Raw genomic sequence first — 25,483 nt, forward strand, 5'->3', positions numbered from 1 at the left:
CGCCACCGAGGTGCGCGAAGGAGGGCCCCATGGCCGTCGATTACACAGTGATCGTCCTGTATCTGGCCGGCATGCTCGCGATGGGCTGGTGGGGCATGCGCCGCGCCAGGTCCAAGAGCGAGTTCCTGGTCGCCGGACGCCGCCTCGGGCCCTGGATGTACTCCGGGACCATGGCCGCCATCGTCCTCGGCGGCGCGTCCACCATCGGCGGCGTCGGCCTCGGTTACAAGTACGGCCTCTCCGGCGCCTGGATGGTCTTCGCCATCGGCCTCGGACTGCTCGCGCTGAGCGTCTTCTTCTCCGCGCGGATCGCCCGGCTCAAGGTCTACACCGTCTCCGACATGCTCGACCTCCGCTACGGCGGCCGGGCCGGCGTCATCTCGGGCGTCGTCATGTGGGCGTACACGCTGATGCTCGCGGTCACCTCGACCATCGCGTACGCCACGATCTTCGACGTCCTCCTCGACCTGCCCCGGACCGTCGCGATCGTCCTCGGCGGCACCATCGTCGTCGCCTACTCGACGCTCGGCGGCATGTGGTCCATCACCCTCACCGACATGGTGCAGTTCGTGGTGAAGACCGTCGGCGTGCTGCTCCTGCTGCTGCCGATCGCCGTCGTCAAGGCCGGCGGCTTCGCCGGGATGAAGGCCGCGCTGCCCACCTCGTACTTCGAGCCCCTCGGCATCGGCGGCGAGACGATCTTCACGTACGTGCTGATCTACACCTTCGGCATGCTCATCGGCCAGGACATCTGGCAGCGGGTCTTCACCGCCCGCACCGACAAGGTCGCGCGGTGGGGCGGCACCGTCGCCGGCACCTACTGTCTCGCGTACGCCCTCGCCGGAGCCGTCATCGGCACGGCCGCCAAGGTGATGTACCCGAACCTGCCCAGCGCCGACGACGCCTTCGCCACCATCGTCAAGGACGAGCTGCCGATGGGCGTCCGGGGCCTGGTCCTCGCCGCCGCCCTCGCCGCCGTCATGTCCACCTCCTCGGGCGCCCTCATCGCCTGCGCCACCGTCGCCAACAACGACATCTGGTCGAAGCTGCGCGGGCTGACCGCGGGGAACGGCGACGACCACGACGAGGTGAAGGGCAACCGTCTCTTCATCCTGATCATGGGCGTCGCCGTCATCGCCATCGCGATCGCCCTCAACGACGTCGTCCAGGCCCTGACGGTCGCCTACAACCTGCTGGTCGGCGGCCTCCTCGTGCCGATCCTCGGCGGCCTCCTCTGGCGCCGGGGCACCGTCCAGGGCGCGCTCGCCGCGGTCACCGTCGGCGGTCTGGCCGTCATTGGCCTGATGTGGACTTACGGAATCCTGGCAAATGAGCCTGTTTACTATGGTTTGTTGGCCTCGCTCGGCGCATATGTGATCGTTTCCCTGCTGACCCGTCCGACGGACGCCGCCGTGCTCGCGCACTGGCGCGCCCGCCTCGCGGGCCAGGAGGCGCCCCAGGACTCCCCGTCCGAGGGCTCCGAGCCCGAGGGCGACGCCGTGCCGGTGGCAGCCACCGGCTGAGCCACCAGCGGCGACGGGTCACGGCCCCCGACCGGGGACCGCGACCCGCCGCACCGGACGAGACCCGTCCGGACACCCCGACCGAACACCCAGGAGGACACCGACCATGAGCAGCAGCGACCAGAACACCCCGCGCGGCCCGATCGACTCGTCCCGCGTCCCGCGGTACGCCGGTCCCGCGACGTTCGCCCGGCTGCCGCGACTCGACGAGGTCGGCACCACCGACATCGCCGTGGTCGGCGTCCCCTTCGACAGCGGCGTCTCCTACCGCCCCGGCGCCCGCTTCGGCGGCAACGCCATCCGCGAGGCCTCCCGCCTGCTCCGGCCCTACAACCCGGCGCAGGACGCCTCCCCCTTCGCCCTCGCCCAGGTCGCGGACGCCGGTGACATCGCCGCCAACCCGTTCAACATCAACGAGGCCGTCGAGACCATCGAGGCCGCGGCGGACGACCTCCTGAACTCGGGCGCCCGCATGATGACCCTCGGCGGCGACCACACCATCGCGCTGCCGCTGCTGCGCTCCGTCGCCAAGAAGCACGGCCCCGTCGCCCTGCTCCACTTCGACGCGCACCTCGACACCTGGGACACCTACTTCGGCGCCGAGTACACCCACGGCACCCCGTTCCGCCGCGCCGTCGAGGAGGGCATCCTCGACACCGAGGCGCTCTCCCACGTCGGCACCCGCGGCCCGCTGTACGGCAAGCAGGACCTCACCGACGACGAGAAGATGGGCTTCGGCATCGTCACCTCGGCCGACATCTACCGCCGCGGCGCCGACGAGGTCGCCGACCAGCTGCGCCAGCGCATCGGCGACCGCCCGCTGTACATCTCCATCGACATCGACTGCCTCGACCCGGCCCACGCGCCCGGCACCGGCACCCCCGAGGCCGGCGGCATGACCTCCCGCGAGCTCCTGGAGATCCTCCGCGGCCTCTCCTCCTGCAACCTGGTGTCGGCGGACGTCGTCGAGGTCGCCCCGGCCTACGACCACGCCGAGATCACCGCGGTCGCCGCCTCCCACACCGCGTACGAACTGACGACGATCATGTCCCGCCAGATCGCCGCGAGCCGCGAGGCGAAGTAGGACCCGGTCGGGTCGTGCGCCCACCCTCCCCCGGGGCCGGGGCATCCCCCGGAGACGGCTCCGGGGCGGAAGTCCCCCGGAGGCAGCTCCGGGGCCGGGGCACCCCCGGAGGCGGCTCCGGGGGAGGGTGGGCACGACCCGGCCACCGGGCCGCACCGCACCGACCACGCCACGTCCCGAGGGGACCGTTCATGACCCACGACCACGACGTCGTCCTGCGCCCCACCGCCGCGCAGACCGAGGCCGCGCTCCACCCGCCCGCCGGACGCAACGGCGGCGACCTCGTCGTCGAGACCCTCACCGGCCTCGGCGCCACCACCGTCTTCGGCCTCCCCGGCCAGCACGCCCTCGGCATGTTCGACGCGCTGCGCCGCTCCTCCCTCCGGTACGTCGGCCTCCGCGTCGAGAACAACGCGGGCTTCGCCGCCGACGCGTACGGCCGGATCACCGGCGAGGCCGCCCCGCTGCTGCTCTCCACCGGTCCCGGCGCCCTCATGTCGCTCGCCGCGCTCCAGGAGGCCGCCGCCGCCTCCGCCCCCGTCCTCGCGATCGGCAGCCAGATCCCGGTGGCCGGCCTCGGCGGCGGACGGCACGGATACCTGCACGAGCTGCGCGACCAGCAGGCCTCGTTCCGGGACGTCGTGAAGTCCGTCCACACGGTCCGTACGCAGTCCCAGATCCCGTCCGCGATCGCCGCGGCCTGGGAGTCGGCGCTCACCGCCCCGCACGGCCCCGTCTGGGTGGAGATCCCGCAGGACGTGCTCCTCGCTGAGACCACGCTGCCCGTCGTGACCGCCATGGACGCGACGCCCGAGGAGGTCGTCCCGCGCCCCGAGCTGACGGCGGTCGCGGCCCACCTCCTGGCGCACGCCGAGCGCCCCGCGGTCATCGCGGGCGGCGGCGTCGTCCGCTCCGACGCCTCCGGGAAGCTCCTCGCGCTCGCGGAGCGCCTCGACGCCCCCGTCGTCACCACCTTCGGCGGCAAGGGCGCCTTCCCCTGGGAGCACCCGCTGTCGCTGCAGTCCTGGCTGGAGGACCGGCACACCACCGACTTCCTGGAGGACGCCGACGTCCTCCTCGTCGTCGGCTCGGGCCTCGGCGAGCTGTCCTCGAACTACCACACCTTCGCCCCGCGCGGCCGGGTGATCCAGATCGAGGCCGACCCCGGGAAACTGGAGTCCAACCACCCGGCGCTCGGCATCCACGCCGACGCCCGCCTCGCCCTCCAGGCCCTCCTGGAGACCGTCCCGGAGCGCCGGGACCCGACGGCCCCCGAGCGGGTCTCGGCCGTCCTCGGCAAGGTCCGGGAGCGGATCGCCGCCCAGGACCTGGGCCTGGAGCAGCGGATCGTCGCGGCGGTGCGGGAGGCGCTGCCGGACCGGTCCCCGAGCTTCTGGGACATGACGATCCTCGCGTACTGGGCGTGGTCGGCCTTCGACGCCCGGCACCCGAACACGATGCACTCCGCGCAGGGCGCCGGCGGCCTCGGCTACGGCTTCCCGGCCGCCCTCGGCGCGGCCGTCGCCGACCCGAGCCACCCGGTGCTCGCGGTCTCCGGCGACGGCGGCGCGATGTACTCGATCGCGGAGCTGGCGACGGCGAAGCAGTACGGCCTCGACGTCACCTGGCTGATCGTCGACGACGGCGGCTACGGCATCCTGCGCGAGTACATGACGGGCGCCTTCGGCGAGGCCACGGGCACCGAACTCGCCCGCCCGGACTTCGTGGCCCTGGCGGAGTCCTTCGGCGTCCCGGCCACGCCGACCACCCCGGAGACCCTGACGGCGGACCTCGCGAAGGCCCTCGCGACCCCGGGCCCGTCGGTGGTCGTCCTCCCGGCCCTCCTGAGGATGTTCGAACCGACGCACCTCTGAGCCACGAACGACGCACATCCGAGCCACGGGCCGACGCACCTCTGAGCCACGGGCCACCGCCCCGCACGGGTCCTCTCCCGAGGGTCCCCGCGCGGGGCCGCGTCGTGGTGGGGGCCTAGGACCAAAGCCCGGTATTTGTTGCGGCGGGATGAAATCGCAGCCCAGCCGTGTTGGGCCTTCCGGTAGAGCAGGACGAACGGGAGGCCACTCGTGGCGGTCGGGGAGAAACAGCAGGGCTGGGCGCGCAGGCTGGCCGGGTACGCGTGGCGGTACAGGACGAACACGCTGCTCGCGCTCGGGTCCTCGCTCGTCGGCATGGCCGTGCTCGCCCTCGTGCCGCTGGTCACCAAGGTGATCATCGACGACGTCATCGGCACGAAGACCAAGGACCTCGGCGTCTGGACCGGTCTCCTCATCGGCGCCGCCGTCGTCGTCTACCTCCTCACCTACGTCCGCCGCTACTACGGCGGCCGGCTCGCCCTCGACGTCCAGCACGACCTGCGCACCGACATGTTCGCCACCATCACCCGGCTCGACGGGCGACGGCAGGACGAGCTGTCCACCGGGCAGGTCGTCGGACGGGCGACCAGCGACCTCCAGCTGATCCAGGGCCTGCTGTTCATGCTCCCGATGACCGTCGGGAACGTCCTGCTCTTCGTCATCTCGCTCGCCGTGATGGCCTGGCTGTCGCTGCCGCTCACCCTCGTCGCCCTCGCCGTCGCCCCCGCGCTCTGGTTCATCGCCAAGCGGAGCCGCACCCGCCTGCACCCGGCCACCTGGCACGCGCAGCAGCAGGCCGCGGTCGTCGCCGGAGTCGTCGACGGTGCCGTGACCGGCGTCCGGGTCGTCAAGGGCTTCGGCCAGGAGGACCAGGAGACCGGCAAGATCCGCGAGGCCGGGCGGAAGCTGTTCGCCGGACGGCTGCGGACGATCCGGCTGAACTCGAAGTACACCCCGGCCCTCCAGGCCGTCCCCGCCCTCGGCCAGGTCGCCGTCCTCGCGCTCGGCGGCTGGCTCGCCTACCGCGGCCAGATCACCCTCGGCACCTTCGTCGCCTTCTCCGCGTACCTGGCCTCGCTCGTCGGACCGGTCCGCATGCTCGCCATGGTCCTCACCGTCGGCCAGCAGGCCCGCGCCGGCGTCGACCGGGTCCTCGAACTCGTCGACACCGAGCCCGTCGTCCAGGACGGCACCAAGGAGCTTCCGGCGGACGCGCCCGCCACCGTCGAGTTCGACGACGTCTCCTTCGCGTACGACGAGGGCAGGCCGGTCCTCGACGGCTTCTCGCTGGAGATCAGGCCCGGCGAGACCGTCGCCGTCGTCGGCGCCTCCGGCTCCGGCAAGTCCACCGTCTCGCTCCTGCTGCCCCGCTTCTACGACGTCTCCCGCGGCGCCGTCCTCGTCGGCGGCCACGACGTCCGCGAACTCACCCTGGACTCGCTGCGCGCCGCCGTCGGACTCGTCCCCGAGGACTCCTTCCTCTTCTCCGACACCATCCGCGCCAACATCGCGTACGGCCTCCCGGAGGCCACCCAGGAGCAGATCGAGACGGCCGCCCGCGCCGCCCAGGCCGACCGGTTCATCGCCGAGCTGCCCGAGGGGTACGACACCAAGGTCGGCGAGCACGGCCTCACCCTCTCCGGCGGCCAGCGCCAGCGCGTCGCCCTCGCCCGCGCGATCCTCACCGACCCCCGGCTCCTCCTCCTCGACGACGCCACGTCCGCCGTCGACGCCCGGGTCGAGCACGAGATCCACGAGGCCCTCAGGTCGGTGATGGCGGGCCGTACGACCCTGCTCATCGCCCACCGCCGCTCCACCCTCGGCCTCGCCGACCGCATCGCCGTCCTGGAGGACGGCCGGCTCGCCGACATCGGCACCCACGCCGAGCTGGAGGAACGCTCCCCGCTCTTCCGGCGCCTCCTCACCGACCCCGAGGAGCTGGGCGCCGTCTCGCCCGGCCACACCACCCCGCCGGCGCCTGCCGAGGACAGCACCCTGCGGGCCGAACTGGACGCCGAGTTCGACGCCGAGCGCGGCATCACCCCGACCCTGTGGGTACGCGACGAGGCCGCGGGCCGGGAGAGCGACCCGCCCGGAGCCACCCCCGAGCTGCTCGCCGCCGTCGAGGCCCTGCCCCCCGCCACCGACACCCCCGGCATCGACGAGGCACGGGCCGTGTCGGCCGAGGACGCCTACGGTCTGCGCCGGCTGCTGCGCGGCTTCGGCGCCCCCCTGCTCATCAGCCTCGGCCTGGTCGCCCTCGACGCGGGCGCCGGGCTCCTGCTCCCCGTCCTGATCCGGCACGGCATCGACGAGGGCGTGAACCGGCTCGCGCTCGGGGCCGTCTGGGCGGCCTCCGCGCTCGCCCTCGTCACCGTCCTCGTGCAGTGGGTCGCGCAGACCGCCGAGATCCGGATGACCGGCCGTACCGGCGAGCGGGTCCTCTACGCGCTGCGCCTGAAGATCTTCGCCCAGCTCCAGCGGCTCGGCCTCGACTACTACGAGCGCGAGCTGACCGGCCGGATCATGACCCGGATGACCACGGACGTGGACGCCCTGTCCACCTTCCTGCAGACGGGCCTGGTCACCGCCTTCGTCTCGGTCGTGACGTTCTTCGGCATCATGGTCGCGCTGCTCTTCCTCGACCTCCAGCTGGCCCTGGTCGTCTTCGCGACCCTGCCGGTCCTCGCCGTCGCCACCTTCTTCTTCCGCCGCTCCAGCGTGAAGGCGTACGAGCTGGCGCGCGAGCGGATCAGCGTCGTCAACGGCGACCTCCAGGAGTCGGTCTCCGGCCTCCGGATCGTGCAGGCCTTCCGCCGCGAGCGGTCGGGCGCGGCCCGGTTCGCCGCCCGCAGCGACGACTACCGCGAGGCCCGCGTCCGCGGCCAGTGGCTGATCTCGATCTACTTCCCCTTCGTGACCCTGCTGTCCTCGGTGGCCGCCGCGGCCGTCATGATCGTCGGCGCGAACCGGATCGAGGCGGGCACCCTCACCACCGGCGCGCTCGTCGCCTACCTCCTCTACATCGACCTGTTCTTCGCCCCCGTGCAGCAGCTCTCGCAGGTCTTCGACGGCTACCAGCAGGCCGCCGTCTCGCTGAAGCGGATGCAGGAACTCCTCCAGGAGCCGACGTCGACGGCCGCCGCCGACGCCCCGCTGGACGTGCTGTCGCTGCGCGGTGAGATCGCCTTCGAGGACGTCTCCTTCGCGTACGGGGGAGAGGACGGGACCGCGAAGGGCGAGACCGCCCTCACCGGCATCGACCTGCGCATCCCGGCCGGCCAGACCGTCGCCTTCGTCGGCGAGACCGGCGCGGGCAAGTCGACCCTGGTCAAGATGGTCGCCCGGTTCTACGACCCGACGGCCGGGCGGGTCACCGCCGACGGCACCGACCTGCGGGACCTCGACCTCACCGCCTACCGGCACCGCCTCGGCGTCGTCCCGCAGGAGGCGTACCTCTTCGCCGGGACGGTCCGCGACGCCGTCGCGTACGGCCGCCCCGACGCGACCGACGCCGAGGTGGAGGCGGCGGCCCGCGCGGTCGGCGCGCACGACATGATCGCCACGCTCGACGGCGGCTACCTCCACGAGGTCGCCGAGCGGGGCCGCAACCTCTCCGCCGGCCAGCGCCAGCTCATCGCCCTGGCCCGCGCCGAACTCGTCGACCCCGACATCCTGCTCCTCGACGAGGCCACGGCCGCCCTCGACCTGGCCACCGAGGCCCAGGTCAACCAGGCCACCGACCGCCTCGCCGGCCGCCGCACCACCCTGGTCGTCGCCCACCGGCTGACCACGGCGGCCCGCGCCGACCGGGTCGTCGTCATGGACCACGGGCGGGTCGCGGAGGACGGCACCCACGAGGAGCTCCTCGCCCTCGGCGGCCGGTACGCGGCCCTGTGGAGCACCTTCATCGGGGAGCCGCAGCCCGAGCGGGTGTGAGGCGGTCTCGGCCCGTGCGGCCGGGCGCGGCGGGGTCCGACGGGTCTGTCCGGGTTCGGCGGGTCCGGCCGGGCCGGAATGCCGGAGGCAACCATTCCGGAGGCGGCCGCGTCGTACGTCCGTACGCCGCGCCACTCGGGAGGGGAACGCATGCGCAGGAACACCGACGACACACGAGGCGGCCGGAGGCTGCTCGCCCGTGTCCTCGCGCCGCTCCTCGCCGCCGCCGTCCTGCTCCTGGTCCCCGGCACCGGGAGCGGTGTCGGACCCGGCGCCGCCACCGCCGAGGCCGCCTCCGTCTGCGCCGGCCGTCCCACCCGGACCATCGCCTTCGCCACCGGCGAGCTGCGCCTCTACAAGACCCGCGACTACGCCTGCGCCGTCACCGTCGCCAAGCGGCCCGGCCCCCGCCGCGCGATGGCCGTCTCCCTCCAGCCGAGGGGCGGCCGGCCCGCCGTCCGGTCCGGGCGCTTCGACCGGCAGGCCGGGCCCGTCACCGTCCACGCCCTCAACCGCTGCGTCCGGGCGTCCGGTTCGGTGGCCGGCCGGGGGACCTCCACCGGCTGGATCCTGTGCTGATGGGCGGATAAGTCCAAGGGTAAGGACCAACTGGGTCTGGCGGTCCACACGTCGCCCCCGCTAGGTTCGCGACACCGTTGTGAACCAAGGGGAGGGTGAATGCGCAAGTCGCTGAGATGGGCGCTGTCGCTTTCGGTGCTCATAGGCACCGTGGCACCGACCGGCGTGGCTACCGCCGCGGACACGGACACGGGCAGCACGGCCGTCGTCGACTCGCAGAGCACGGACATCAAGGACCGCATCCTGGCGATCCCCGGGATGAGCCTGATCGAGGAGAAGCCGTACGCCGGCTACCGCTACCTCGTCCTGAACTACAAGCAGCCGATCGACCACCGGCGACCGTGGGCGGGCACGTTCGACCAGCGGATCTCCGTCCTCCACAAGGACACGGCCCGTCCGACCGTCTTCCGCACCAGCGGCTACTCGCTGAGCACCACCCCGAGCCGCGCCGAACCGACGCGGATCATCGACGGCAACCAGGTCTCCATGGAGTACCGCTTCTTCACGCCGTCCCGCCCGCAGCCCGCCGACTGGTCGAAGCTCGACATCTGGCAGGCGGCCAGCGACCAGCACCGGATCTTCACGGCCCTGAAGAGGATCTACGGCCAGAAGTGGCTCTCCACCGGCGCCTCCAAGGGCGGCATGACCGCCACGTACTACGAGCGCTTCTACCCGCGTGACATGGACGGCGTCGTCGCCTACGTCGCCCCGAACGACGTGGTCGACAACGAGGACTCCGCCTACGACCGCTTCTTCGCGACCGTCGGCACCCAGGAGTGCCGCGACCGCCTGAACGACCTCCAGCGCGAGGCCCTCGTCCGCCGCGCCCCCCTGGAGGCCAAGTACAAGGCCTGGGCCGAGGCGGAGGGCGCCACCTTCAACACGGTCGGCACGCTCGACAAGGCCTTCGAGGCCGTCGTCCTCGACTTCGTGTGGGGCTTCTGGCAGTACTACGGCGAGGACGTCTGCGACCAGATCCCGGTCGCGAAGACCGCGAGCGACGACGAGGTCTACGACACGATCGACGCCTACTCCGGCTGGTCCGCCTACACCGACCAGGGCCTGGAGCCGTACACGCCGTACTACTACCAGGCGGCGACCGAACTCGGCTCGCCCACCATCAAGCAGCCGCACCTGAAGGGCCTGAGCCGCTACGGCTACCAGCCGGCCCGCAACTTCGTGCCGCGCGAGATCCCGATGACGTTCAAGCGGCACGCCATGCGGGACGTCGACGACTGGGTCCGCAAGAACGCGAACCGGATGCTGTTCGTCTACGGCGGCAACGACCCGTGGGGCTCCGAGAAGTTCCACCTCGGCAGGGGCGCGCGCGACAGCTACGTGTACACGGCGCCGGGCGCCAACCACGGGGCCAACGTCGCCGCGCTCGTCGAGGCCGAGCGGAACAAGGCCACCGCCCGCATCCTCGCCTGGGCCGACGTCCCCGCCCCGGCCGTCCAGGCGGCACAGCCGCTCGCCCGCTTCGACGCGCGCCTCGACAGGCCGGTCGACGAGGACGCGACGCGGGAGCACGGCCTGCGGCCGTAAGCCGTCCGCGGAGACACGGTGAGGGGGTGCGCCCGACCGGGCGCACCCCCTTCCTGCCTCGGCGGTACGAAGGCTTCCGACCTCAGCGGTACCGAAGCCTCCGACCCTCAGCGGTACGACAGTCCGTGGCCGACCGGGTAGAGCACCTCCGCCGGGTCGTCCGCGCTCTGCACCGGGACCGGGAGGCGGCCCCGCGGCCGGGCCCGGCCCGCCAGCACCCGTACGACGGCGCGGAGTTCGACATCGGTCCAGGAATACGTCGCGAGCGTCGCGCGCTGCCCGCTGATCCGCGCGATGTCGTACGGGTTGCGGATCGCGATCGTCACGACGGGCACCCCGGTCGCCACGAGCCGCGCCACGAGGGTGCGCTGGGTACTGGTCGCGGTGACGTTGTACGTGCCGACGACCACCACGTCCCTGCCCGAGGCCGCCGCCACCGCCTCCTCGATCCTCGCCGCCGTCGGGGTGATCCCGGTGGAGAGCGCGGTCGCGGTGAACCCCAGCTCCCCGAGCGCCGCCGCCAGGGTGGTGGTGGGCGGACCCGTCGTCCCCGACGGCGAGGCCGGATCGGCGCCGACGACGAGGACCGAGCGGTGGCGCGCCGGTCCCAGCGGCAGGAAGCCGCCCTCGTTGAGCAGCAGGGTCGTGGTGGCCTCGGCGATCCGGTCGGCCTGGGCCAGGTGCGAGGAGGAGCCGACCACCCGGTCGACACCGGCCCGGGTCACGTACGGGTTCCGGAACAGGCCGAGCTTCGCCTTGAGCCGCAGGATCCGCAGGATCGATTCGTCGAGCCGGTCCTCCGTCAGCTCGCCGGTCCTGACCGCCGTCAGGACCGCGTTCCAGGCCACGTCCAGCTTCGGCGGGTTGAGCAGCTGGTCCACGCCCGCCTTCAGGGCGAGGACCGGGACCCGCTCGTCCCCGTACTTGGTGCGCACCCCCTCCATGCCGAGCGCGTCGGTGACCACCACGCCGTCGTAGCCCAGCTCCTCGCGCAGGATGCCGGTGAGGATGGGCCGCGACAGGGTCGCTGGGTCCTCGGTGGGGTCGAGCGCCGGGACCACGATGTGCGCGGTCATGACCGAGTCGATCCCGGCGGCGATCGCCGACCGGAACGGCGGGGCGTCCAGCGCCGACCACTCCGCCCGGGTGTGGGTGATCGTCGGCAGCCCGTGGTGACTGTCCACGGCGGTGTCGCCGTGCCCCGGGAAGTGCTTGGCGGTGGCCGCGACCCCGGCCCGCTGGTACCCCTTGACCTGAGCGGCGACCAGACCGGCGACCGCCGCCGGGTCGGCACCGAAGGAACGGACGCCGATCACCGGGTTCGCCGGGTTGACGTTGACGTCCGCCACCGGGGCGTAGTTCTGCCGGATGCCGACGGCCGCGAGCTCCGCGCCCGCGATCTGGGCCGCCCTGCGCGCGTCCGCGTGCGAGCCCCCGGCACCGAGGGCCATCGCCCCGGGCAGCAGGGTGGCCGGCTCGCCGACCCGGCAGACGATGCCGTGCTCCTGGTCGGTGGAGATCAGCACCGGGACCGGGGTGGGCCGCGCGAGCGCCGCCTGCTGGATGCCGTTGGACAGTCCGGCGATCTGCTGCGGGTCCCGGGTGTTGTGGGCCCACGAGAAGTAGATGACCCCGCCGACGTGGTAGCGCCCGACCAGTTCGGCGGCCGTACGGACCCCGATCTCCTGGAGGTTCGCGTCGATGTCGGCCTGGTCGGGGTCGGTCGCGGAGTGTCCGTACACCCGCATCACGAAGAGCTGGCCGACCTTCTCTTCGAGGGACATGCGGTCGATGATCCGCCGGAGCTTCCGGTCGTCGTGCCGGTCCTTCTCGGCGTGGGCGGGGGTGGTGACCCCGGTGACGGCTGCCGCTGCCGCGGCGGCGGTCACCGTGAGGAGGGTGCGTCGGGAGGGGGCGGGGGCGCGGTGGTGCACTGATGCTCCTTCCGGCCGTGCGAGGTTGAAGGAATCGTCCGGAAGCGGCCCTCTGAAGCGGTGAAGGAAACTTCCAAGGAGTCACGGATAGCCCGAAAGTAACTGCCAGGTCAAGGACCCGCGCACGAATCACCCACGGCGGCGATCCCGGGCCAGAGATCCTGGAGCGTACGGACCGTCTCCCGGATCGCCGGGCGCCGCGCCGCCCCGGTCCGCCACATGGCGTGCAGGCGGCGCGTCGGCACCGGGTCGAGCCGCACCGGCATCACCTCCGGCGGCAGCGCCCCGCGGCCCAGGCGCGGCACGAGCGCGATCCCCAGACCGGCCGCCACCAGCGCCACCTGCGTGTGGTTCTCCTCCGCCTGATGCACGATCAGGGGCTCGAAACCCGTCTCCCGCAGAGTCCGCGTCAGCCAGTCGTGGCAGACCGTCCCCGGCGGCTGCGAGATCCACCGCTCCGCCGCCAGCTCCTCCCGCCGCACCGACTCCCGCGCCGCGAGCGGATGGTCCCGGTGGACGAGGATGTCGCACAGGTCGTCACCGATCACGGCCTGCTCCACCCCCGGCGGCACCGGCAGCGGCGCGATGTCCCAGTCGTGCGCCACCGCCAGATCGATCACCCCCCGCGCCACCAGGTCGATCGACACGTGCGGGTCCACCTCCGAGAGCCGCGCGTCGAGCTCCGGATGGACCCGGGCCAGCTCCGCGAGCGCCCGGGGCATCAGACCGCGCGCCGCACTGGCGAAGCAGCCGATCGCGAGCCGGCCCGACGGCAGGCCCCGCCGCTCTTCGAGACGCACCTCCGCCTCCTCCACGAGAGCCAGCAACTGCTGCGCGGTGGAAGCCAGTTGACGGGCCTCGTCGGTGAGCCGGACGCCCCGGCCGCTCCGTTCCAGGAGGGTCGTACGGGTCTCCCGCTCCAGCTTCTGGATCTGCTGGGAGACCGCGGACGGCGTGTAGCCGAGGGCGGTGGCGGCGGCGCCGACACTGCCGTGGACGGCGACGGCGTGCAGGGCGCGCAGGCGGCCGAGATCCAGCACGGTTCCTCCAGGGGGCTCGACCCGACGGGGATGAAGTGTTGCTACATCCCACCATGAAGGAACCCGTGCTGGTGCTACACGATCGTGGCGGCGATGCTCGATCCATGCGCCCCGCCCACCTCGCCCTCGCCGCCCTGGTCGCCGCCGTCTGGGGGGTCAACTTCGTCGTCATCGAGATCGGCCTCGACCACTTCCCGCCGCTGCTCTTCTCCGCGCTCCGCTTCCTCGCCGCCGCTCTGCCCGCCGTGTTCCTGGTGGGCCGCCCGACCGTGGCCTGGAAGTGGATCCTGGCGGTCGGAGTCGTCCTCGGCGTCGCCAAGTTCGGGCTGCTCTTCACCGGCATGGACCTCGGCGCCCCCGCCGGACTCTCCTCCCTCGTCCTCCAGGTCCAGGCCGTCTTCACCGCCCTCTTCGCCTTCGCCGCCCTCGGCGAACGCCCCGGCCGCCTCAAGATCGCGGGGATGGGGGTCGCCCTGGTGGGCATCGGCGTGGCCGCCGCCGACGAGGGCGGCGGCGCGGGCTCCGGGGCGCTCCTGGGCTTCGCCCTGGTGATCGCGGCGGCGGCCTGCTGGGGCGTCTCCAACGTCCTCACCCGCAAGGCCTCCCCGCCCGACGCCCTCAACTTCATGGTCTGGGTCAGCACCGTGCCCGTCCTGCCGCTGCTGGCCCTCTCCCTCCTCCTGGAGGGCCCGGAACGCGACCTCGCCGCCCTGCGCGGCCTCGACTGGACCGGTGTCGGCGTCGTCGTCTACGTCGCCTGGATCACCACCGTCTTCGGCTTCGGCGCCTGGGGCTGGCTCCTCCGCCGCTACCCGGCCTCCTCCGTCGCCCCCTTCTCCCTGCTCGTCCCCGTCTTCGGGATGTCCTCGGCGGCCCTCTTCCTCGGGGAGGGCGTGAGCACGCTCCGCTGGTGCGCGGCGGCGCTCCTGGTCGGCGGAGTGGCGCTGACGTCACTGGCACCGGGCCGCCGACGTGCCGGGGCCTCGGTGGCGACGGAGGAGGCGGTGGGGATCTCAGCGGCGGGCGAGGGGCCGGTGGCGGTCGGAAACCCCCTGGTGGCCGGAGACCCCGAAGCCGTATCGTCGGCCGGCCGCATCAGCGAGGAAAGGCCCGCATGACCTTCGCGCACCTCACCGTCGACGCCCCCGAGCCCGCCCCCGGCGCCGTCCTGCTCGCCGGTATCCCCGGCAGCGGCAAGTCCACGGTCGCGGCGGCCCTCACGGCCCGCTTCGCCCGGTCGGCGCACATCGAGGTCGACGACCTCCAGTCCCTCATCAGGAGCGGCGGCCGCCGGCCCACCCCGGACGGCGACCCGGAGGCAGACCGGCAGATCCTGCTGCGCGCCCGCAACGCCTGCCTCCTCGCGGGCAGTCTCGCCGCGGCGGGCTTCCTGCCGGTCCTCGACGACGTGGTCGTACGCCGCTCCCACCTGGACTTCTACCGCGCCCACACGAAGGCGACCCCGCTGCGCGTGGTGATCCTCGCCCCCGGTCCGGACAAGGCCTGGGAACGCAACAACGCCCGGGACAAGCGACTGACGACGAACTGGGCGTTCCTGGACGAGGCGATGCGCGCGGAACTCCCGGACCAGGGCGTCTGGATCGACAACGCGCACCAGACGGTGGAGGAGACGGTGGAGGCGGTCCTGAGGGCGACGGGACTGACGGCGGAGGGGTAGCGAGGGGGCGGAGCCGCGCACAGGCGGCGCCGGAGCCCCACCCTTCCCGAGGGCCCCCGCGCCCCGCTCCCCGGGGCCGGCCCCGTCAGCCCCCCGTGCCCGCGGAGCGGCCCCGCGGCCGCCCTGTCGACCCCCGCACCACCAGCTCCGCCGGGACCTTCTCCAGGCCGCCCGCCGGGGGCTCCTCCGTGCCCATCGCCAGGCGGCCCGCCCGTACCCCCGACTCGTGGAGGGGGAGGCGCACCGTCGTGAGGGACGGGACCGCGTCCACCGAGAACGGCAGGTCGTCGAAGCCCGCCACGGACACGTCGCCCGGGATGTCCAGGCCCCGTTCCCGCAGGGCCGCGCAGACGCCGAGGGCCACCGTGTCGTTGGCGGCGACGACCGCCGTGAGGTCCGGGTCGCGGACGAGGAGTTCGGCCGTGGCCTCGTATCCGGCCCGCCGGTCGTACGCGCCGTGGACCGTCGGCCCCTCCGCCACCCCGGCCGCCGCGAGCGCCGCCCGGTGGCCTTCGAGCCGGTGCCGGGTGGTCGTCCGGTCGGCGGGGCCCGCCGCGTAGCCGATGCGCCGGTGGCCGAGGTCGAGCAGGTGCTCGGTGAGCCGGCGCGCGCCGGTGGCGTTGTCGAAGACGAGCGCCGCCGCGTTCGCGTCGCCGGCGACCGGCGGGCGCCCGCACAGCACGACCCGGGTTCCCGCCTCCGCCAGCTTGGCGAGCTTGCCCGCCGTCGCCGCGAGGTGTCCGGGGTCTTCGAGGGAGCCGCCCATGAGGATCACGGCCGCGGCCCGCTGCCGCTGGAGCAGGGTCAGATACGTCAGTTCGCGCTCGGGGGAGCCGCCCGTGTTGCAGACGACGGCGAGCTTCTCGCCGCCGCCGCGCCCCGACGCGCCTTCCCCGATGGCGCTCTGCGCCGCGCTCGCCATGATCCCGAAGAAGGGGTCGGCGATGTCGTTGACGAGGACGCCGACCAGGTCGGAGGTGGCGGCGGCGAGCGAGCTGGCGGGGCCGTTAAGGACGTAGTCCAGCTCGTCGACCGCCCGCAGGACCCGCTCGCGGGTCGACGCGGCGACCGGGTAGTTGCCGTTGAGGACGCGGGAGACGGTGGCGGGGGAGACCCGTGCGCGGGCGGCCACGTCCGCCAGGGTGACGGTCATCGTGTGCGTACCTCCAGGGCCCTTGTCGACGGCGATGTCGGCAGGCTAGCGTCATCCCTCATGGAAAGCGCTTTCTATCGCAGAGGGAAGGCACTTTCCATCAGGAACGCGGAACACCGGGGAGAGGAACACTTCGTGACACGCAGGACAGTCCGCATCGCCATGAACGGCGTCACCGGACGCATGGGATACCGCCAGCACCTCGTCCGTTCGATCCTCGCCCTGCGCGAACAGGGCGGCCTCGACCTCGGCAACGGCGAGACCCTCTGGCCCGAGCCGGTCCTCGTCGGCCGCCGCGAGCCCGCCCTGCGCGCGCTCGCCGAGCGCCACGGCCTCACCGAGTGGTCCACCGACCTCGACGCCGTCCTCGCCGACGACAGCGTCGACATCTACTTCGACGCCCAGGTCACCTCCGCCCGCGTCGACGCGCTCACCAAGGCCATCGGGGCCGGGAAGCACGTCTACACCGAGAAGCCGACCGCCGCCGACCTCGCCGGCGCCCTCGCGCTCGCCCGGCTCGCCACCGAGAAGGGCGTCAAGCACGGCGTCGTCCAGGACAAGCTGTTCCTGCCGGGCCTGCTCAAGCTCAAGCGCCTCATCGACGGCGGCTTCTTCGGCGAGATCCTGTCCGTGCGCGGCGAGTTCGGCTACTGGGTCTTCGAGGGCGACTGGCAGGACGCCCAGCGCCCCAGCTGGAACTACCGCTCGGAGGACGGCGGCGGCATCGTCGTCGACATGTTCCCGCACTGGGAGTACGTGCTCCACGAGCTCTTCGGCCGGGTCACCAGCGTCAGCGCGCACGTTGCCACGCACATCCCGCGCCGCTGGGACGAGCAGGGCAAGCCGTACGAGGCCACCGCCGACGACGCCGCCTACGGCATCTTCCAGCTCGAGGGCGGCGCCATCGCCCAGATCAACTCCTCCTGGACCGTCCGCGTCAACCGCGACGAGCTCGTCGAGTTCCAGGTCGACGGCACCCACGGCTCCGCCGTCGCGGGCCTGCGCAACTGCCGGGTCCAGCACCGCTCGGCCACCCCCAAGCCGGTCTGGAACCCGGACATCCCGGCGACCGAGCCCTTCCGCGAGCAGTGGCAGGAGATCCCCGACAACGCCGAGTTCGACAACGGCTTCAAGGCCCAGTGGGAGCTGTTCCTGCGGCACGTCACCCTCGGCGAGCCGTACCAGTGGGACCTGCTCGCCGGCGCCCGGGGCGTCCAGCTCGCCGAGCTCGGCCTGCGGTCCGCCGCCGAGGGCCGCCGCCTCGACGTCCCGGAGGTCGGCCTGTGATCCGCCTCCCCGACGCCGGCGGTGGCGTACGGGAGTACGCGCCCCGCACCGAGCCCCTGCTCCTGGGCGGGGGCGGCCCCCTGGCCTCCCGTACGGTCTTCTCCGCCGCCCACGTCGTCGCCGACCCGTACGCCGACACGAGCCCCGACTCGCCCGCCGCCGTCGACTGGGACGCCACCCTCGCCTTCCGCCGCCACCTCTGGTCCCACGGCCTCGGGGTCGCCGAGGCCATGGACACCGCCCAGCGCGGGATGGGCCTCGACTGGGCCGGGGCGGCCGAACTGATCCGCCGCTCGGCCGCCGAGGCCCGCAGTGTGGGCGGCACCATCGCCTGCGGCGTCGGCACCGACCAGCTCACCGGCCCCGCCGACCTGCCGGCCGTACGCAAGGCGTACGAGGAGCAGCTCGCGCTCGTCGAGGAGACCGGCTCGCAGGCGATCCTGATGGCCTCCCGCGCGCTCGCCGCCGCCGCGCAGGGCCCGGACGACTACCTCGACCTGTACGGCCACCTCCTCCGGCAGGCGGGCGAGCCGGTGATCCTGCACTGGCTGGGCCCGATGTTCGACCCGGCGCTCGACGGCTACTGGGGCTCGGCGGACCTCGACACCGCGACCGAGACCTTCCTGGAGGTCATCGCCGCCCACCCCGACAAGGTCGACGGCATCAAGGTCTCCCTCCTCGACGCCCGGCGCGAGGTCGAGCTGCGCCGCCGCCTCCCCGAGGGCGTCCGCTGCTACACGGGCGACGACTTCCACTACCCGGAGCTGATCGCGGGCGACGAACAGGGCTTCAGCCACGCCCTGCTGGGCATCTTCGACCCGCTGGCGCCGCTGGCCGCCGAGGCGGTACGGACCCTGGACACGGGTGACGCGGACGGATTCCGCGCGATCCTCGACCCGACGGTCGCCCTCTCGCGCCACCTCTTCCAGGCCCCGACCCGCTTCTACAAGACGGGCGTGGTCCTCCTCGCCTGGCTGGCCGGGCACCAGGACCACTTCACGATGGTCGGCGGACTGCAGTCGGCCCGCTCCCTCCCGCACCTCGCCCGCGCCTACGAACTCGCCGACGGCCTGGGCCTGTTCCCCGACCCCTCGCTCGCGGAGGAGCGCATGCGCTCCCTCCTGGCGGTCCACGGAGGCCTCCGATGAACCTGGACCGCCTCAGCGTCAACCAGATGACGGTCAAGCAGCTCAGCCTGCCGGAGCTGGTCGCCCACTGCGTCCGGCTCGGCATCCCGGGCGTGGGCCTGTGGCGCGACCCCGTCCGGGAGTACGGGGTGGAGGCGGCGGCCGCGCTCGTGCGGGACGCGGGCCTCACCGTGACCACTCTCTGCAGGGGCGGCTTCTTCACGACGGACGGCTGGCTCGCGGAGAACCGCGCGGCCGTCGACGAGGCGGTGACGCTCGGCACCGACACCGTCGTCCTGGTCTCCGGCGGCCTCACCCCCGCCTTCCCCGACCTGGCCTCGGCCCGCGCCCGCATCACCGAGGCGATCGGCGAACTCGCCCCGTACGCGGGCGAGCGCGGCATCCGCCTCGCGGTCGAACCCCTGCACCCGATGTACGCCTCCGACCGGTGCGCGGTCTCGACCCTGGACCAGGCGCTGGCCATCGCCGAGCAGTTCCCACCCGAGCAGGTGGGCGTGGTGGTCGACACGTACCACCTGTGGTGGGACGACCGGGCCCCGGCGGCGGTGGAACGCGCGGGCGCGACGGGCCGCGTCCACTCCTTCCAGCTCGCCGACTGGACCACCCCGCTCCCCGCCGGCGTCCTGAACGGCCGGGGCCAGCTGGGCGACGGCGCGATCGACCTCCGCGCCTGGGCCGACCTCGTCGAGAAGGCGGGGTACGCGGGCCCGGTCGAGGTGGAGCTCTTCAACGACGACCTGTGGGCCAGGGACGGCGTCGAGCTCCTGGAGGAGACGCTGGAGCGCTTCCTGGCCGTCTGAGCCCGCGGGGCGGCGCCCCCGGGAACGCCGCCCGAGCCCGTGCGCCCGGCGGCGCCCACGAGCCCGAAGGGGTGCGGCCCTTCGCCCGCCGGGGCCGAGGAGGGGTGGGGTTGTGCGGCCCCACCCGCCTCGGGCCCGGCACTGCGTCACGGGGGTCCGACGCCGACGTGCGAGTCACCTGTAGTCCGTGCCACCTTCCGTAGAATCGGCCGCCCGGGTCGGCAGGTCCTCCTGCCCGCTTCGGCAGGGCTTCCTGAATCGGGCGTGACCCCCTCGCCGCTGCGCTCCGGGCGTGGGGCCCCGGAAGGTCAGATGGTGAAGCGGCCGTCCTTGACGGCGGTGACGAAGGCGGACCAGCCGTGGGCCGAGAAGACGACGGCGGGCCCGGTCACGGCCTTGCTGTCGCGGACGGGTACGCCGACGTGGCCACGGGCGGCCTCAAGGCACTCGCCCTGCCCCCCGCCGCTGTAGCTGGACTTGAACCACCCCGTGAGGACGGACGAGTCGGAGACGGTGTGCTCACTGTGGACCATGTGCGTAATCCTCTGCTGCTGCCCTCAGGAGGGCCAGTGACTCCTGTCGCGACAGTGCGTCGCTCAGAGCCAGAGCGTAGGCCGTGCGACTGGTGTTCACCAGGGACGGATCATCCATCAGGTTGCCCGTGAGGAAACCTTCCACGTACGCCACGGGGGCAGAGTCCTCGAAGCTCATGAGGGTCAGCAGACTTTCCATGAGCGCGTGAGCACCGGCGCTGTTCGGCAGCACGTGCAGCCGGATCCGTCCCGCCTCAGCCAAGTCCGTGATTCTGCGTAGCTGCTCCGCCATCACCTCCCGCCCCCCGACCTCGCGCCGAAGCACGGCTTCGTCGAGCAGTGTCCAGACGACAGGGTTCACCGGACCGTCGAGAAGGCGGGCACGCTTCGTTCGGATGACAACGGCCTCGTCAAGTTCCTCCGCCGTGTGGTTCGGCCGGTACGCCCGGAACAGAGCGCGCGCGTACTCAGGGGTCTGGAGCACGCCGGGAACCAGCGAGAGGGCGAACTGTTCGATCGTCGTGGCCTGTAGTTCCAGTTCGGCGGCCGCCGCGAAGTGGTCGGCGTACTTGGACTCCAGGTCCTCCAGCCACCGTTCGAAGAAGCCGTCCGCGCCCAGCGCCCGGTCGACCCGCCGCGCGTCATCGGGTTTCGGCAGCCGTCTCCCTGCCTCGAAGTGGCTGATCAGCGTGGGCGAGCACACGACCGCGTCACCCAGCGCCTCCTGCGTGAACCCGGCGGCGACGCGTCGGAGTCTGAGTTCCTCCCCGTACTTCTCGCGTGGCGTACGCGGCTTACGGTGCTGATCCATGCGCTCAACTCCCCAACCTGACCGATGCGCTGTCAAGGCCCCACCCCTGGCAGCGTAGCCACCAACGACCCCACTCTGTGAGGAATTCACCACGTAAAGCGACGAAAGTGAGTTCCCGTGTCCTCTCGCCTCGTACTCCTGAGAGACGCCTTCCTCCGGTGTCTCCGTCCCTTCCGGCGACGGCGGGACGAGCGCTCCCGGCCGGTCCCGTCCCCCTCCGCGTATCCGTACTCCTGCGTGTACGTCCACGGGCCGACCGGGCACAGCACCGGCAGCCTTCCCCCGCGCGGCGAGGACAGCCCGCTGGTGCGTCCGTACCTGCTCGCCCACGAGCGGCGGGCGGTCGCCCGGCGCGCTCTGCGGATCGTCGGGCCGGGGGCGGGCATCTGGACGCTGCCGACGCTCCCCGCCGAGGTGACGCGATGAACCCCGGAAGGCTGCTGCCCTGGACGGGGGAGGACGGGCGGCCCTGCTACCTGCTGTCGGACGGATCGGGCCGGGTGGCCCGGCTGGCCGACGACATCGAGGTCCTTCAGCTCGGGATGGCGGGCGACCTCCTCGCCCACGCCGCCGAACTCCTCGCGGACCGCCGGGCGTCCAGCGGTGAACTGCGCTACCTCGCGCGGTGCCTGGCCGGGTCTCTGCGGGACGTGAAGCGGGTCGCGGACAGCCGGGGAGGGCTGCTCGCAAGGCAGGGGGACTGACCGTCTTCCACAGGTGGGGCCCGCACTGTCCGAGCCCTTCGCTACGGTCGGTGCATGTCCAACGAGGGTCGCGGTCCGGCAGTACTCGAAGGGGTCCTGGAGCGGATCACCTACGCCAACGAGGAGAGCGGGTACACGGTCGCCCGGGTCGACACCGGGCGCGGGGCCGGGGACCTGCTCACGGTGGTCGGTTCGCTGCTCGGCGCGCAGCCGGGGGAGTCGCTGCGGATGGAGGGCCGTTGGGGCTCCCACCCGCAGTACGGCAAGCAGTTCACCGTCGACAACTACACGACCGTGCTGCCCGCCACCATCCAGGGCATCCGGCGCTATCTCGGCTCCGGGCTCGTCAAGGGCATCGGCCCCGTCTTCGCCGACCGCATCACCACGCACTTCGGTCTCGACACCCTGGACGTCCTCGACGAGTCCCCCGCGCGTCTGATCGAGGTGCCCGGCCTCGGCCCCAAGCGCGTCAAGAACATCATGGCGGCCTGGGAGGAGCAGAAGGCGATCAAGGAGGTGATGGTCTTCCTCCAGGAGGTCGGCGTCTCCACCTCCATCGCGGTCCGGATCTACAAGAAGTACGGGGACGCCTCGATCTCCGTCGTCCGGAACCAGCCCTACCGGCTGGCCGCCGACGTCTGGGGCATCGGCTTCCTCACCGCCGACCGGATCGCCCAGGCCGTGGGCATCCCGCACGACAGCCCGGACCGGGTGAAGGCCGGTCTCCAGTACGCCCTGTCGCAGTCCAGCGACCAGGGGCACTGCTTCCTGCCCGAGGAGCGGCTGATCGCGGACTCGGTGAAGCTCCTCCAGGTCGACACCGGACTGGTCATCGAGTGCCTCGCCGAGCTGGCCGAGGACCCCGAGGGGGTGGTGCGGGAGACCGTGCCCGGGCCGGAGGGGACGCCCGTCACCGCCGTGTACCTGATCCCCTTCCACCGGGCCGAGCTCTCGCTCGCGGGGCAGCTCCGCCGGCTGCTGCGGGCCGAGGAGGACCGGATGCCCGCCTTCCGCGACGTGGCCTGGGACAAGGCGCTCGCCTGGCTCGCGGACCGGACCGGGACCTCCCTCGCGCCCGAGCAGGAGGAGGCCGTGCGGCTCGCCCTCACCCGTAAGGTCGCCGTGCTCACCGGCGGTCCCGGCTGCGGCAAGTCGTTCACGGTCCGCTCCATCGTGGAGCTGGCCCGCGCCAAGAAGGCCAAGGTCGTCCTCGCCGCCCCCACCGGCCGGGCCGCCAAGCGGCTGGCCGAGCTGACCGGCGCCGAGGCCTCCACCGTCCACCGGCTCCTGGAGCTCAAGCCCGGCGGTGACGCGGCCTACGACCGGGACCGGCCGCTCGACGCCGATCTGGTCGTGGTCGACGAGGCCTCCATGCTCGACCTGCTCCTGGCGAACAAGCTGGTGAAGGCGGTCGCGCCGGGCGCCCATCTGCTGCTCGTGGGCGACGTGGACCAGCTTCCGTCGGTCGGCGCGGGCGAGGTCCTCGGCGACCTGCTCGCCCCGGGCAGCCCCGTACCGGCGGTCCGGCTGACCCGGATCTTCCGGCAGGCCCAGGAGTCAGGCGTCGTCACCAACGCGCACCGGATCAACGCGGGCACGCCGCCCAGGACCGAGGGGCTGCCGGACTTCTTCCTCTTCGTCGAGGAGGAGACGGAGGACGCCGCCCGGGTCGCCGTGGAGGTGGCGGCACGCCGGATTCCGGCCAAGTTCGGACTCGACCCGCGCCGGGACGTCCAGGTCCTCGCCCCCATGCACCGGGGGCCCGCCGGCGCCGGTTCGCTCAACGGGCTGCTCCAGCAGGCCATCACCCCGGCCCGCCCGGACCTGCCGGAGAAGCGGTTCGGCGGCCGGGTCTTCCGCGTCGGCGACAAGGTCACCCAGATCCGCAACAACTACGACAAGGGCGCCAACGGGGTCTTCAACGGCACGGTCGGCGTCGTCACCGCCCTCGACGTCGTCGAACAGCGGCTGACCGTGGTCACGGACGAGGACGAGGAGGTGCCGTACGACTTCGACGAGCTGGACGAACTCGCCCACGCCTACGCGGTCACCATCCACCGCTCCCAGGGCAGCGAGTACCCGGCCGTGGTGATCCCGGTCACCATGAGCGCCTGGATGATGCTGCAGCGGAACCTGCTCTACACGGCCGTGACCCGGGCGCGGAAACTGGTCGTCCTGGTCGGCTCCCGGCGGGCGATCGCCCAGGCGGTCCGTACGGTCTCGGCAGGCAGGCGCTTTACCGCACTCGCGTTTCGGCTCACAGGCGGACCCCTCGTGTGAAAGATCACGGAGGACTACCGGAACCGGGGCGAAGGGGGCAGGATATGAAGGTTGGCGGCACTGAGTGCCGCCGATTGGCCCAATGGTCGACCCCGAGTGCACTCTCCTGAGCCAAATGGGGGATGGTAGAGACAGTCAGGGCACCTCGAAGAAGAGGCACTACGTCGGTGAGGGATGACGTGAGCGACAACTCTGTAGTACTGCGGTACGCGGACGGTGAATACACCTACCCGGTGGTCGAGAGCACCGTCGGCGACAAGGGCTTCGACATCGGGAAACTCCGAGCCCAGACCGGTCTGGTCACCCTGGACAGCGGATACGGCAACACCGCCGCCTATAAATCCGCGATCACCTACCTCGATGGTGAGCAGGGGATCCTGCGGTACCGCGGCTACCCCATCGAGCAGCTGGCGGAGCGCTCCACCTTCCTTGAGGTGGCGTACCTGCTGATCAACGGTGAGCTGCCCAAGGTCGACGAGCTGGCGACCTTCAAGAACGAGATCACGCAGCACACGCTGGTCCACGAGGACGTCAAGAACTTCTTCCGCGGTTTCCCGCGGGACGCCCACCCGATGGCGATGCTGTCCTCGGTGGTCTCCGCGCTGTCCACCTTCTACCAGGACAGCCACAACCCGTTCGACGAGGAGCAGCGCCACCTCTCCACGATCCGGCTGCTCGCCAAGCTGCCGACGATCGCGGCGTACGCGTACAAGAAGTCGATCGGCCACCCCTTCGTCTACCCGCGCAACGACCTCGGGTACGTCGAGAACTTCCTGCGCATGACCTTCTCGGTCCCGGCGCAGGAGTACGACCTGGACCCGGTCGTCGTCAACGCGCTCGACAAGCTGCTGATCCTGCACGCGGACCACGAGCAGAACTGCTCGACCTCCACCGTGCGTCTGGTCGGCTCCTCGCAGGCGAACATGTTCGCCTCGATCTCCGCCGGCATCTCGGCCCTGTGGGGCCCCCTGCACGGTGGCGCCAACCAGTCGGTCCTGGAGATGCTCGAAGGCATCAAGGCCAACGGCGGCGATGTCGACTCCTTCATCCGCAAGGTGAAGAACAAGGAGGACGGCGTCCGCCTGATGGGCTTCGGCCACCGGGTGTACAAGTCCTTCGACCCGCGCGCCAAGATCATCAAGGCGGCGGCGCACGATGTCCTCTCGGCCCTCGGCAAGTCCGACGAGCTGCTCGACATCGCGCTCAAGCTGGAGGAGCACGCGCTCTCCGACGAGTACTTCGTCTCGCGCAACCTCTACCCGAACGTGGACTTCTACACGGGCCTGATCTACCGCGCCATGGGCTTCCCGACCGAGATGTTCACCGTGCTGTTCGCGCTCGGCCGCCTTCCCGGCTGGATCGCCCAGTGGCACGAGATGATCAAGGAGCCGGGTTCCCGCATCGGCCGCCCGCGCCAGATCTACACGGGCGAGGTCCTCCGCGACTTCGTCCCGGTCGAGGCCCGCTAGCCCCGACCACGATGACGCAGGGCACCCCCGGTCGGTCACACCACGACCGGGGGTGCCCCTTTTTGTGGCGGCGAGCCGAGGGCCGCACCTGCGGCGGCGAGT

Annotated in this window: 20 protein-coding genes; 15 read left to right on the plus strand and 5 right to left on the minus strand. The window is 72.3% G+C overall.

Annotated elements, in window-relative coordinates; genetic code table 11:
- Nucleotides 1-29: 29 nt before the first annotated feature.
- The 6 genes from ACRRSS_RS04700 to ACRRSS_RS04725 all read left to right on the plus strand — a co-directional run bounded on the left by ACRRSS_RS04700 (nt 30) and on the right by ACRRSS_RS04725 (nt 10,544).
- Nucleotides 30-1,523: a sodium:solute symporter gene (locus ACRRSS_RS04700; RefSeq protein ID WP_435969949.1), complete on the plus strand. Its 1,494-nt coding sequence runs from the start codon at nt 30-32 to the stop codon at nt 1,521-1,523.
- 106 nt (nt 1,524-1,629) lie between these two features.
- Complete coding sequence (gene speB / locus ACRRSS_RS04705) at nt 1,630-2,607, plus strand: agmatinase (protein ID WP_435969950.1); 978 nt, start codon at nt 1,630-1,632, stop codon at nt 2,605-2,607.
- 191 nt (nt 2,608-2,798) lie between these two features.
- A complete protein-coding gene (locus tag ACRRSS_RS04710) occupies nt 2,799-4,481 on the plus strand; it encodes a thiamine pyrophosphate-binding protein (RefSeq protein ID WP_435969951.1) in 1,683 nt (560 codons plus the stop codon).
- Nucleotides 4,482-4,691: 210 nt separating this feature from the next.
- Nucleotides 4,692-8,420: an ABC transporter ATP-binding protein gene (locus tag ACRRSS_RS04715; RefSeq protein WP_435969952.1), complete on the plus strand. Its 3,729-nt coding sequence runs from the start codon at nt 4,692-4,694 to the stop codon at nt 8,418-8,420.
- Nucleotides 8,421-8,570: 150 nt separating this feature from the next.
- Nucleotides 8,571-8,999, plus strand: a complete 429-nt coding sequence (locus ACRRSS_RS04720) for a hypothetical protein (RefSeq protein ID WP_435969953.1) — start codon at nt 8,571-8,573, stop codon at nt 8,997-8,999.
- 99 nt (nt 9,000-9,098) lie between these two features.
- The gene (locus tag ACRRSS_RS04725; RefSeq protein ID WP_435969954.1) at nt 9,099-10,544 is read left to right on the plus strand and encodes an aminopeptidase; all 1,446 of its coding nucleotides are present in this window, start codon (nt 9,099-9,101) and stop codon (nt 10,542-10,544) included.
- 107 nt (nt 10,545-10,651) lie between these two features.
- On the opposite strand, the gene ACRRSS_RS04730 is transcribed toward ACRRSS_RS04725, so the two are convergent.
- Nucleotides 10,652-12,478 (minus strand): glycoside hydrolase family 3 protein, encoded by a 1,827-nt coding sequence (locus ACRRSS_RS04730; RefSeq protein WP_435969955.1) that lies wholly within the window; start codon nt 12,476-12,478, stop codon nt 10,652-10,654.
- Between the two features lie 110 nt (nt 12,479-12,588).
- Nucleotides 12,589-13,518, minus strand: a complete 930-nt coding sequence (locus ACRRSS_RS04735) for a LysR family transcriptional regulator (RefSeq protein ID WP_435969956.1) — start codon at nt 13,516-13,518, stop codon at nt 12,589-12,591.
- A gap of 104 nt (nt 13,519-13,622) precedes the next feature.
- Here ACRRSS_RS04735 and ACRRSS_RS04740 point away from each other — a divergent pair, with 104 nt between their 5' ends.
- Both ACRRSS_RS04740 and ACRRSS_RS04745 read left to right on the plus strand, forming a co-directional pair.
- Nucleotides 13,623-14,636 (plus strand): EamA family transporter, encoded by a 1,014-nt coding sequence (locus tag ACRRSS_RS04740; RefSeq protein WP_435969957.1) that lies wholly within the window; start codon nt 13,623-13,625, stop codon nt 14,634-14,636.
- A complete protein-coding gene (locus ACRRSS_RS04745; RefSeq protein WP_435969958.1) occupies nt 14,633-15,196 on the plus strand; it encodes an AAA family ATPase in 564 nt (187 codons plus the stop codon). The genes ACRRSS_RS04740 and ACRRSS_RS04745 overlap by 4 nt, the downstream gene beginning before the upstream one ends.
- An 85-nt stretch (nt 15,197-15,281) precedes the next feature.
- Here ACRRSS_RS04745 and ACRRSS_RS04750 read toward each other — a convergent pair whose 3' ends face one another.
- A complete protein-coding gene (locus ACRRSS_RS04750; RefSeq protein ID WP_435969959.1) occupies nt 15,282-16,349 on the minus strand; it encodes a LacI family DNA-binding transcriptional regulator in 1,068 nt (355 codons plus the stop codon).
- Between the two features lie 135 nt (nt 16,350-16,484).
- Between ACRRSS_RS04750 and ACRRSS_RS04755 the strand changes: the two genes are divergently transcribed.
- From ACRRSS_RS04755 to ACRRSS_RS04765, 3 genes are read left to right on the plus strand one after another with little or no spacing between them, the layout of a single operon-like run.
- Entirely contained in the window at nt 16,485-17,636 is a 1,152-nt protein-coding gene (locus ACRRSS_RS04755; protein ID WP_435969960.1) for a Gfo/Idh/MocA family protein, read from the plus strand.
- On the plus strand, nt 17,633-18,784 hold the full coding sequence (locus tag ACRRSS_RS04760; protein WP_435969961.1) for a dihydrodipicolinate synthase family protein: 1,152 nt from the start codon (nt 17,633-17,635) through the stop codon (nt 18,782-18,784). Before ACRRSS_RS04755 ends, ACRRSS_RS04760 begins: the two co-directional genes overlap by 4 nt.
- Nucleotides 18,781-19,584 carry a sugar phosphate isomerase/epimerase family protein gene (locus ACRRSS_RS04765; protein ID WP_435969962.1) on the plus strand — a complete coding sequence of 268 codons (804 nt, stop codon included), beginning with the start codon at nt 18,781-18,783 and terminating at the stop codon, nt 19,582-19,584. Before ACRRSS_RS04760 ends, ACRRSS_RS04765 begins: the two co-directional genes overlap by 4 nt.
- A 308-nt stretch (nt 19,585-19,892) precedes the next feature.
- On the opposite strand, the gene ACRRSS_RS04770 is transcribed toward ACRRSS_RS04765, so the two are convergent.
- The gene (locus ACRRSS_RS04770; protein WP_435969963.1) at nt 19,893-20,117 is read right to left on the minus strand and encodes a DUF397 domain-containing protein; all 225 of its coding nucleotides are present in this window, start codon (nt 20,115-20,117) and stop codon (nt 19,893-19,895) included.
- Nucleotides 20,104-20,928 (minus strand): helix-turn-helix domain-containing protein, encoded by an 825-nt coding sequence (locus ACRRSS_RS04775; RefSeq protein WP_435969964.1) that lies wholly within the window; start codon nt 20,926-20,928, stop codon nt 20,104-20,106. Before ACRRSS_RS04775 ends, ACRRSS_RS04770 begins: the two co-directional genes overlap by 14 nt.
- A 117-nt stretch (nt 20,929-21,045) precedes the next feature.
- Here ACRRSS_RS04775 and ACRRSS_RS04780 point away from each other — a divergent pair, with 117 nt between their 5' ends.
- From ACRRSS_RS04780 to ACRRSS_RS04795, 4 genes are all read left to right on the plus strand, one after another.
- Nucleotides 21,046-21,354 (plus strand): hypothetical protein, encoded by a 309-nt coding sequence (locus ACRRSS_RS04780; RefSeq protein ID WP_435969965.1) that lies wholly within the window; start codon nt 21,046-21,048, stop codon nt 21,352-21,354.
- On the plus strand, nt 21,351-21,632 hold the full coding sequence (locus ACRRSS_RS04785) for a hypothetical protein (protein ID WP_435969966.1): 282 nt from the start codon (nt 21,351-21,353) through the stop codon (nt 21,630-21,632). The genes ACRRSS_RS04780 and ACRRSS_RS04785 overlap by 4 nt, the downstream gene beginning before the upstream one ends.
- Nucleotides 21,633-21,686: 54 nt before the next feature.
- A complete protein-coding gene (gene recD2 / locus ACRRSS_RS04790; protein ID WP_435969967.1) occupies nt 21,687-23,912 on the plus strand; it encodes an SF1B family DNA helicase RecD2 in 2,226 nt (741 codons plus the stop codon).
- Between the two features lie 179 nt (nt 23,913-24,091).
- Nucleotides 24,092-25,381 carry a citrate synthase gene (locus ACRRSS_RS04795; RefSeq protein ID WP_026057844.1) on the plus strand — a complete coding sequence of 430 codons (1,290 nt, stop codon included), beginning with the start codon at nt 24,092-24,094 and terminating at the stop codon, nt 25,379-25,381.
- Nucleotides 25,382-25,483 lie beyond the last annotated feature (102 nt).

The organism is Streptomyces sp. Qhu_M48, from assembly GCF_051305195.1.
Taxonomy (GTDB): Bacteria; Actinomycetota; Actinomycetes; order Streptomycetales; family Streptomycetaceae; genus Streptomyces.